Raw genomic sequence first — 9,672 nt, forward strand, 5'->3', positions numbered from 1 at the left:
GAGATGGATAATATTCATGCCACCAATAAAGTGTCTAGTCTTTATACCGAAATAGTTACAAAAAGTAGGTAATTAAATTGTTTTAAGGTTAAAAAATATACAATATTGTAACATTGTATAAAAAAAGCTTAAAATATGTACTTTAAGCTTTAAAAAAAGATTGACTTTTGTGGTTTTGTTTAATTTATTGGTTAACGACTGGCAATTTCAGTGCCCAATTGCCACACGGCGGTGGCATACATTCGGCTCTTGTTATAGGTCGTAATCACTTGGAAATTTGGGTAGGTAATGTAGTAACTTGGGCCATAATTTTCTTCAAGTTGGATGACATTAACCAGATCTAAATCATCAATATGCACCACAGGATTAATCGGTGAAATGCCGCGTGGTTTCAGCACACCATACGGTGTTGGTTGCTCTAGATTTTTAGCAATCGCGGTTTCAGGAGTTGAACCTGTGTAACGCGCAGCAAAACCAATCGGTTGATTACGTTGCCAGCCATGTTGAGCTAGATAATTTGCGATTGATCCAATGGCATCCACAGCTGAATTTCTCAAGTCAATATGTCCATTGCCATCATAGTCCACACCATATTTGGGAATGTTGCTAGGCATGAATTGGGGATAGCCAATAGCACCTGCATAAGAACCGACGACAGAATTAGCTGGAATGCCATCTTTATAGGTCCAAGCAATTAAAGCAGACAGTTCATCTTGGAAATAAGCTGCGCGGCGTTCATAGCGAAATGCGAGCGTTGCCAAAGCATCTCGGGTAATGAAATTGCCTTTATTGGCACCAAAACCTGTTTCTACGCCTAAAATGCCCAGAATCACCGATTGCGGAACACCAAATTGTTGCTCTGCGCGATTTAAGGTGTCTGCATATTGGCTTTTAAAGCGCACGCCACGTTGAATGGTGCTTTCCGACATGAAATTGGTTTTATAGTCATACCATGGCTTACTTTCACCAGGTCGGTTCATAATATTGATAATGTTTGGAAGATTACGTGAACCATTCATTGCCCAGTCCACTTGTTCAGCTGTTAAACCATAGCTCTGCATGGTTTTTTGTTTAAAACTGGAATATTGAGGGTCTGTTGCAAAATCGTTGGCCTGGCAAAAGCTGGTCACTGAAAATGTACCAATAAGTAAAGATAAACGCTTCAGTTTTTTATAAATAGACAAATGTGTCATATAGGTTAAATCCTAAAAATTATCGATGTGTATGAATGGACATCACAACGCCAAAAGTGGCCATTAAAGTAATAATTGCAGTACCGCCATAACTCATAAAAGGTAAAGGCACACCCACTACAGGTAAAATACCACTGACCATGCCTGCATTGACAAAGACATATACAAAAAATGACAAAGCAAAGCTGCTGGCCACTAAACGCCCAAAATTATGAAAACTGTTTAACCCAATTTGAAATGTTCGGCTAATGATCGCAAAGTACAACACAATCAATATGATAATACCAATTAGCCCGAATTCCTCAGAAAATGCAGCAATAATAAAGTCAGTATGACCTTCTGGTAAAAAATGTAGGTGAGATTGGGTTCCTAAAAGATAACCTTTGCCTGAAATACCACCAGAACCAATCGCGGTTTCGGATTGAATAATATTCCAGCCTGTCCCCAATGCATCGGCTTCGGGATGGATTAGGGTAAAAACGCGTTGCCGTTGATAATCATGCAGTAAAAATTGCCATGCAATTGGAATGATGAGTGCCGTAAGTCCGATTGCAGCTGCAATTAAACGCCAAGACAAGCCACTTAAGAATAAAACAAAGATCCCGCTTGAGAATACCAGTAATGACGTACCAAGATCGGGCTGTTCCGCAATTAAAATAAAGGGGATGCCAATAAAGATCAGACATATGCCAATCTGGCTGATTTTTGGGGGCAGGGGACGTCTTGCTAAAAACCACGCAATCATTAATGGCATGGCAATTTTCATAAATTCACTGGGCTGCACACTGCCGAGTCCCGGAATATCAATCCAGCGCTGCGCACCTAAACGCACTTCCCCAAACAGTTTGACCCCGATCAGGGAGAACAGTGCCACTATATATAGAAAAGGTGCGAAAGATTGATATACCTTCGGCGGAACTTGTGCCAAACCTAACATGGTAAAAAAACCAATGGTAAAACTCATGGCCTGTTTGGAGACCAAACTCCAATCTTGCTCTGATGCGCTATACAGCACGGTTGAACCTAATATTGCAGTTAACAATAAATAGAGGCATAACCAAGGATCGAGATGTAATTTGTGCCACTTTGATGGCAATGAAGCTGTACTCAAACCGTCACGTGGGGCTTGGCGTAAGAATTTGGACTGTGGAGGAGTAGTCATGGAAGATATTGGTAGAATAAAGTCTTAGGCAGTATTTTGCGCCTGCTACCATATACCTGTGTATAGATGCTGTATATCAATATTTAGCAATAAAAAAACCTAGCAAAAGCTAGGTTTCCGATAGTTCAATTTTCTATCAATGATGGAACAGCGTATCGTGATACTCTGCCAAAATGGTGAGTTCATCTTTGGTCAAATGCGGGAAGATTTTATCAATCGCAATATGCACCGCTTTAATGACTGCCGCAGAGCCGATATCCGCTGCTTTACGCTTAATCATGCCCAAATCGAGGGTTTTGTTAAAATCATTCATAAAATGGCGTACAGTCGCTTCTGCGAACTGTTTGTACAATTCGACCAAAACGGCTTTATTGGTGTCGCCACCTGCACGAATGTCAGCAAACGCGGTCTTTAAATTGGTGACCAAGCTCGCATCTAGACTTTCACCCACGCGATATTGACCTTGTGCATCTTTAAACAAGCTTTTTTCAGAAAACTCGATCGATTGTTTGACCACATCATTTGAGGCTTTGCTTAAAAGTTGTTTTAACAACACGGCAACAGTTGATTTGACATATCCTGCCAGTTTTTCGGCAGTGTCGCGCTTATCGCTCGGCGGGAAACGACGCACCAATTCCGTTAAAATGGCATCAATAATTTCATCATTGATCAATAACGCAGTTTGATCACGTAAAGGGTAGAGTGCTTCACTCGAGTTTTTCTTTTGCTGACCAGTTTGAATACTATTTAATAGTGTTTCAGAAGGGACGAAACCAAAAAAAGGCATTTGCTATTTAACCTCAATATTATTTATTTTATTGTCGCGCCAAACGAATGGGGCGAGGCATCCATGTTAAATCCGATACACGGCAAGGGTTGATATCTAAACCACCTCGACGAGTATACGCTGCATAAACCATCAGCTTTTCAGGTTGCAGATTTTGCCAGATATCGGCATACATCTGTTCCACACATTGCTCATGAAAGCCATTATGCTGACGGTAGGAGATAATATAGGCTAAAAGTGAACGATAACAAGGCTTTTTACCCTGATAGCGGATAAATACCGTACCCCAATCAGGTTGACCCGTGACAGGACAATTACTGCGGAGCAGATGTGAATAGAGTTGAATCTCAACTTGTTCGCTATTTTCACTGTCAAAGCCAAGTAGTGAAGCGTCTGGATGATTTTCCAGACGTTCAGGGACGAAGTCATCAATACAGATGCCTTCAGGCTGATGAATCTCCAGTGCATCGACTTGGAACAATTGAATCGTGACCATTGCACCAGCGGCAGCCGACAAATCTTTTTCTACGGTTGCAATAAATGCAGATTCGGATTCAAACTGGGTAAAGTTCAGACTATTAAAGTACAGCTTGAGTGATTTGGACTCAATCAAATTGGGCGATGTTGCAGGCAGCGTTAACCGACCAATCGCAACTTGCGGAATACCTTGCGCATTGAGCCAAGAAATTTCAAACACATGCCACCAATCTTGACCTTGTTGAATGCCTTCGATATGGGCATAGCTTGAACGCGCTTGCGCACGCTCAATAGGGAAAAGGATGTCTGGTTGATATGTTGATGGATATTGGGTGTCTTTACCAAGTAAAGAATGTTCTACACTCATTATTCACGCATTCCTGAGCCACGAGAAAGTAAATAATACGCTATACCATAAAGGACAGCACAACATAAAGTAATCACGGTGAGCGAAATCGAAACATTCACATCACTATGACCCAAAATTCCGAAACGGAAGGCATTCACCATATACACAATTGGGTTAACTAAAGACAGGTTTTGCCAAAATGGGCTAAGTGCACTGATGGCATAAAACACACCGCCTAAATAGGTTAGCGGAGTCAGGACGAAGGTTGGAATAATAGAAATATCGTCAAATGACTTGGCATAAACGGCATTAATAAAGCCACCGAGTGAGAACAATAAAGACGTCACAATGACGGTATATATAGTCACAAACCAGTTGGTAATATATAAGTCAGTAAAAAACAGACTCATGGCAGTTACAATAATGCCGACCAGTACGCCACGGCATAAACCGCCCAAGACATAGCCCCAGAGTACCAAATGCAAAGGGACTGGACTCATGATCAGCTCTTCAATGCTTTTTTGGAATTTAGCACTAAAGAAACTGGAGGAAACATTGGCATAACTGTTGGTAATCACCGCCATCATGATTAAGCCAGGCACAATGAATTGCATATAGCTAAAGCCACCCATTGAGCCAATCCGTGAACCGACCAAATTACCAAAAATCACGAAATACAGACTCATGGTAATTGCAGGTGGTAACAGGGTTTGTGGCCAGATGCGCATAAAGCGGCGCACTTCTTTATGTACTAAAGTGTAAAGAGCAACACGCATTTGAGTCATATTCATGGTGTAGCTCCTTCCAAATTTTTCTCCACAAGTTTGACAAATAGTTCTTCAAGTCGGTTGGATTTATTACGCATACTACGAACTTGAATGCCTTGTGCTTCGAGTAATTGGAAGAGCTCGTTTAAAGTATGGGCTTTATCCATAGTCACTTCTAAGGTCACAGGATCAATTAAATTAAATCGAACCCCAATAATATCGAGTTGCAGTGGCTGAATTGGTTCGACCAAGTCGAAAATGAAAGATTCTTCATGTAATTGATTGAGGAAGGCTTTCATGGTGGTGTCTTCTTTAATGACACCGCGGTCAATAATCGCAATGCGACGACACAACATTTCCGCTTCTTCTAAATAGTGAGTCGTCAAAATGATTGAAGTACCATTTTCATTCATTTCAGTCAGGAAATCCCACATTGAACGACGCAGCTCAATGTCGACACCCGCGGTAGGTTCATCCAGAATCAGCAGTTTGGGTTCGTGCATCATGGCGCGAGCAATCATTAAACGACGCTTCATCCCACCTGAAAGCATACGACCTTGAGTATTACGTTTTTCCCATAGCCCTAATTTTTCTAAATAATGTTCGGCACGTTGTTCTGCAATTTTACGGGGAATACCGTAATAACCTGCTTGGGTCACTAAAATGTCGAAGGTTTTTTCAAATTGACCAAAGTTAAATTCTTGCGGTACAACGCCTAGACATTGTTTAGCCAATGATGGATGAGTATCGAGATTATGACCAAAAATTTCGACTGTCCCTGAGGTCTTTTTGGTTAAAGAACTGATAATCCCGATGGTCGTCGATTTGCCTGCACCGTTGGGTCCAAGAAGGGCATAAAACTCGCCTTCAGGTACGGTTAAATTAATTCCCTTAAGGGCTTGAAAGCCATTACGATAAGTTTTGGACAAATCTCTGATCAGTAATGCATCGGTCATGAAGTTCTCACAGCATAAAGAGTGAGGCTATTGTGAGCGATCTTGAACAATAAACCAAGTAAATTACCGGGAATACTGCGTTGCAAGTTCGGAACATTGATTAAACTCTAAGCATAAAAATGAATGATTTCTAAAGAGTTGCTTTCACTTTATTATTTTTTTGCTATGATGTGCCACGCGCGCTCATAGCTCAGTTGGATAGAGTACAAGTTTCCGAAGCTTGGGGTCGTGGGTTCGATTCCCGCTGAGCGCACCAAATTTATGTTTTACCCCATCCTAAGATATCCTGTATATATTGAAAATAAAGGGATTTAAGCTTATTCTTGTTTCATGGTGTCCCATGACTTCCACAACTTACCGCAACCTATAACGGTAAGAGTTGCGGTAAGTTTGAATTTAACTCATTTAGTTACCGTGAAACATGGCAAAACTCGTTATAAGTTTGACAGATAAACAGCTTAAAGCTGCGATTACTAATCACAGAAAAGAAGAAAATAAATCATTGATTAAGCTAGCCGATGGTAATGGACTTTTTTTTATTATTGATAAAAAGGGATATATTTATTGGCGTTTTGACTATACAAGGCCAATCAGTAAAAAACGTAACAGCATTTCCTTTGGAACATATCCAGAGGTGTCTTTAGCAGAAGCACGTGAAAAAAGAGCTGAATATAGAAAATTAATTGCTCAGGAAATCGATCCAGCTATTGAAAAGCAGAAAGTTGAGGAAAAAGCTCAATTTGCTTTGAATAATACATTTAAGGCGGTAGCGGAAGAATATCGTAAAACAGAAGAGCTTGAGCCCAGCACACAACGACGTAATGAATTTGTTTGGACTAAATTATATATGGCGATAGGTAATTATCCTATCTCAGATATTACTGCTATACAGATTTTAGATGCTTGTCGATTATACGAAAAACAAGGCAAAACAGATTCAGCCAAACGGATGCGTAGTAAGGCTTCGCAAGTTTATCGTTATGCGATTGCATTGGGATTGTGTCAATTTAATGTAGCTGATCAGATCAGTGGGATTTTAAAAACAGGAAAGGTGCAACATAGATCAGCTATTACTGATACTGAAATGTTGGGCCAATTGTTGAAAAATATAGACCAAAACTTTGGGCGTGGTGAAATTGTAGTTGATTATGCTATTAAAATTTTACCGCATGTTTTTGTCCGCCCAGGCGAGTTACGTGCTGCAAAATGGGCTGATATAGATTTTGAAAATAGATTATGGAAATACACACCACCTAAAACAAAAAATCAAACAGCACTAGAGCATATTGTTCCTTTGTCAGATCAAGTATTTTCATTTTTTAAAGATCTGTATGTGATTACAGGACAAACTGAATACTGCTTTACTTCAATGCGTAATTCACAAATTGTTATTAGTGACTCGACTATTAATAAGCGCCTTAAACAGTATGGGTTTGAAAATGGTGAAACGACAGGGCATGGTTTTCGTGCAACAGCACGGACGTTACTTGATGAAGTTTTAAAATTTCCAATTGAGCGTATAGAGCAGCAGCTGGCACATCAAGTCCGAGATATGCATGGACGAGCTTATAACCGTACTCGATATCTCGATGAACGTAAGGTGATGATGCAAGCTTGGTCAGATTATCTAGACTCACTGAAGGTGTAAATATTCTGCGAATATTTAGCTTACATTGTATTAGGTTTTTATCTATTTTTACTATTTGTTCTTAGCTTTGCTCACAATAATTGGTAGCCTGTAAAAAAATAAAGCCCTCCATATATTTTAGAAGTCAGCAAGTCATTTTAATCATCAACCTGCTGAATTGAGGCGTTTCCACTGAGTGTTAAGATGTCTGCAGCCCTAGAGGGATAAGATCTCAGCAAGTTTTGGCGATAATTTGCCTACCATAGCATCTAGCCCCTTGCTTAGACTCGCTTTACTAAATTTATGCTCATACAGTATATCCCTCATACCGCAAGTGATGAATGTTGTTGCTTTTTTAGGCTTTATGATTTTTATATCTTTGTCACTTTCAAGTAATTCATAAAGATTGTGGAATAAATCGGAAAAATAGTCGTCGCCTGTATAGTTGATTGAATGGCGACGATCTTGATTGATAGCATTCTCAACTATAGTTTGGTTTGCAGGATCGTGAATTTCACTTAGCATAAATTTAGAATAATTCGCTGATTCAAACTTCTGAATGTTGCCTTTGATGATTTTTGTTTCAAAAATTTTATCATAGTAAATCAGGCTGATTAGCGCAGTAAGAATTGCATCAGCTCTTTTGAGTACTTCAAGTGAATTTATACAATCATCTAAAATGATGCTCAAGTTATGTATTTTTTCAGCAACTTTGTTGTCGATTTTAGGTTGCGTATCTGTCCCGTTTCGCTGTTTATCTAATCTTGCAGCCATAAATTGATGTATGAACTTACTTAAAAGTACAGGGAGATTGCTAACATCCTCTTCTAGACTCAGATGAAGATTTATAAACTTTGAAGGCGGTGAATTGCCATCTATCTGAGAGTGTTCGATAAATGATCTTGTAGAGTTCTGTAGTGGGATGCCATAAATCTGTAACCGCTTAATTACATCCCAAACTTCGTTATCTGTAGGTCCCAGAGTGATATTTGTACCTTTTATGTCTTTATCGTTCTTAAAATTATGATATTCAATAAAAATTTTAAGATAGTCCAAAAATAGAGATTTAATATTCCAGAATGGAAGCAAATCAGGTAAGAAATACTCTTTGTTGAGGATTTCTTTGAGCCCTGTAGAAAAATTTGGGAGTTGTGTCAATTCTTCATATCTGTTGATGTTTTCCCAAAATATCCAATAAAGTTCTTCAAATATATACGTTAGTTCATTTGGTTGAAGTAAGTGTTTTAGCAAGAAAATGTCTTCAGCAAACAATTTTTTCGTTTGGCAATATCCCATTACATGGTTGAGTAACTGTCTGCCAATGACAATTGTTTCTACTTCAATCTTGATTTGCATAGCATCTAGTGACGTTCTATCTTTATATTTTTCGGTTAACAGATTGATCAGCTGTCGCAATATTACAGCCTTAATACGTATTAACTCGCTATACAGATTTGGGTAAGTTGCTTGAAATTCTCTTGCTTTCACAGCTTGTTTTACTAATTTTTGCATTACAGGGTGAGCTATTCTGTAAATTTCATGATCGAAGACGGGATTACTCATTTAAATACGCTACTTAACAATTGGGAATCTTGTTTTACTGATGTTTCTGGCGATTCTAGATCATATTTACATCCGAAGACATCCACACATGTTTTAAATCGGAGTAAGTAATGCAAACCACAGAAACCAAAACAAACCAGATCCTTCGTCTTAAGCAAGTACGTGAGCTATGCGGGATAGGCAGAACAACCTTATATGACAAAATGAATCCAAAATCGAAACGTTACGATGAGTCGTTCCCGCGACCTATAAAGCTAAGTTTGAACGCTATCGGCTGGTTTGAGCAGGACATAATTGATTGGCTCAATTCTAAAAAAAGCTGATCAGATTAGCGCGATATCTTTACAGCACGAACTGATTCTATTAACCCCTAAACACCGTATTGCCTTGATTTTGAGTTCATGGGATTACGGTGTTTTTTATGCCTGACCATTTGTGGTACTTATATTATTTATATATCTAATAATATATTTAATTAATAATTAACAATTGGTTAGGTTTGATCTATTACAGCAGAGTAAATTATCATGACACAATCAACCTATGTTATGAATGACAATAAAACACACAAAATTGAATACATACCACCAATACAAGATCCTACTTTATCTAAGAATCCTACAACCAATACGTTGTATCGTTCTATGCAAGAAATAACACATGATCCTGATCAACACTTTCAGTTACTGGAAAGTGAGTATGAATCATGTTTTAAAGTGAATGATAGCCAACACTCCAGTTCATTGGTCTTGGATCATCAACTTGAGTTTAGTGAAGTACATCAGGCATAT

At 38.9% G+C, this 9,672-nt stretch carries 9 protein-coding genes, 1 tRNA gene and 1 pseudogene; 4 read left to right on the plus strand and 7 right to left on the minus strand.

Going from position 1 to position 9,672, the window contains the following annotated elements:
• Positions 1–191 precede the first annotated feature (191 nt).
• The 6 genes from mltB to ACWQ4X_RS09365 form a co-directional block, all read right to left on the minus strand.
• Positions 192–1,193 (minus strand): lytic murein transglycosylase B, encoded by a 1,002-nt coding sequence (mltB, locus tag ACWQ4X_RS09340; protein ID WP_457903438.1) that lies wholly within the window; start codon positions 1,191–1,193, stop codon positions 192–194.
• 19 nt (positions 1,194–1,212) lie between these two features.
• The gene (gene rodA, locus ACWQ4X_RS09345; RefSeq protein WP_457903439.1) at positions 1,213–2,355 is read right to left on the minus strand and encodes a rod shape-determining protein RodA; all 1,143 of its coding nucleotides are present in this window, start codon (positions 2,353–2,355) and stop codon (positions 1,213–1,215) included.
• A gap of 136 nt (positions 2,356–2,491) precedes the next feature.
• Positions 2,492–3,142, minus strand: a complete 651-nt coding sequence (locus tag ACWQ4X_RS09350; protein WP_374531760.1) for a hypothetical protein — start codon at positions 3,140–3,142, stop codon at positions 2,492–2,494.
• A 28-nt stretch (positions 3,143–3,170) separates the two neighbouring features.
• Positions 3,171–3,986 carry an NADPH-dependent 7-cyano-7-deazaguanine reductase QueF gene (gene queF, locus ACWQ4X_RS09355; RefSeq protein WP_457903440.1) on the minus strand — a complete coding sequence of 272 codons (816 nt, stop codon included), beginning with the start codon at positions 3,984–3,986 and terminating at the stop codon, positions 3,171–3,173.
• A complete protein-coding gene (locus tag ACWQ4X_RS09360) occupies positions 3,986–4,759 on the minus strand; it encodes an ABC transporter permease (protein WP_457903441.1) in 774 nt (257 codons plus the stop codon). Before ACWQ4X_RS09360 ends, queF begins: the two co-directional genes overlap by 1 nt.
• Complete coding sequence (locus ACWQ4X_RS09365) at positions 4,756–5,691, minus strand: ABC transporter ATP-binding protein (protein WP_457903442.1); 936 nt, start codon at positions 5,689–5,691, stop codon at positions 4,756–4,758. Before ACWQ4X_RS09365 ends, ACWQ4X_RS09360 begins: the two co-directional genes overlap by 4 nt.
• Positions 5,692–5,870: 179 nt before the next feature.
• Here ACWQ4X_RS09365 and ACWQ4X_RS09370 point away from each other — a divergent pair.
• Positions 5,871–5,947 (plus strand) — tRNA-Arg (locus ACWQ4X_RS09370).
• A 165-nt stretch (positions 5,948–6,112) separates the two neighbouring features.
• Positions 6,113–7,339 (plus strand): integrase arm-type DNA-binding domain-containing protein, encoded by a 1,227-nt coding sequence (locus tag ACWQ4X_RS09375; RefSeq protein WP_178928189.1) that lies wholly within the window; start codon positions 6,113–6,115, stop codon positions 7,337–7,339.
• Between the two features lie 195 nt (positions 7,340–7,534).
• Here ACWQ4X_RS09375 and ACWQ4X_RS09380 read toward each other — a convergent pair whose 3' ends face one another.
• The gene (locus tag ACWQ4X_RS09380) at positions 7,535–8,881 is read right to left on the minus strand and encodes a hypothetical protein (RefSeq protein ID WP_457903443.1); all 1,347 of its coding nucleotides are present in this window, start codon (positions 8,879–8,881) and stop codon (positions 7,535–7,537) included.
• 110 nt (positions 8,882–8,991) lie between these two features.
• On the opposite strand from ACWQ4X_RS09380, the gene ACWQ4X_RS09385 reads away from it, so the two are divergent.
• Together ACWQ4X_RS09385 and ACWQ4X_RS09390 are read left to right on the plus strand one after the other, a co-directional pair.
• Entirely contained in the window at positions 8,992–9,204 is a 213-nt protein-coding gene (locus ACWQ4X_RS09385; protein ID WP_178929009.1) for an AlpA family phage regulatory protein, read from the plus strand.
• A 204-nt stretch (positions 9,205–9,408) separates the two neighbouring features.
• A pseudogene (locus tag ACWQ4X_RS09390) lies at positions 9,409–9,672 on the plus strand (hypothetical protein); the annotation flags it as partial.

Source organism: Acinetobacter sp. NigerLNRRAM0016 (assembly GCF_054112845.1).

Coding starts and splice junctions, on each gene's coding strand:
- ACWQ4X_RS09360 (WP_457903441.1), bottom strand. CDS start 4,759: ATGAATATGACTCAAATGCGTGTTGCTCTTTACACTTTAGTACATAAA.
- mltB (WP_457903438.1), bottom strand. CDS start 1,193: ATGACACATTTGTCTATTTATAAAAAACTGAAGCGTTTATCTTTACTT.
- ACWQ4X_RS09350 (WP_374531760.1), bottom strand. CDS start 3,142: ATGCCTTTTTTTGGTTTCGTCCCTTCTGAAACACTATTAAATAGTATT.
- ACWQ4X_RS09375 (WP_178928189.1), top strand. CDS start 6,113: ATGGCAAAACTCGTTATAAGTTTGACAGATAAACAGCTTAAAGCTGCG.
- rodA (WP_457903439.1), bottom strand. CDS start 2,355: ATGACTACTCCTCCACAGTCCAAATTCTTACGCCAAGCCCCACGTGAC.
- queF (WP_457903440.1), bottom strand. CDS start 3,986: ATGAGTGTAGAACATTCTTTACTTGGTAAAGACACCCAATATCCATCA.
- ACWQ4X_RS09385 (WP_178929009.1), top strand. CDS start 8,992: ATGCAAACCACAGAAACCAAAACAAACCAGATCCTTCGTCTTAAGCAA.
- ACWQ4X_RS09380 (WP_457903443.1), bottom strand. CDS start 8,881: ATGAGTAATCCCGTCTTCGATCATGAAATTTACAGAATAGCTCACCCT.
- ACWQ4X_RS09365 (WP_457903442.1), bottom strand. CDS start 5,691: ATGACCGATGCATTACTGATCAGAGATTTGTCCAAAACTTATCGTAAT.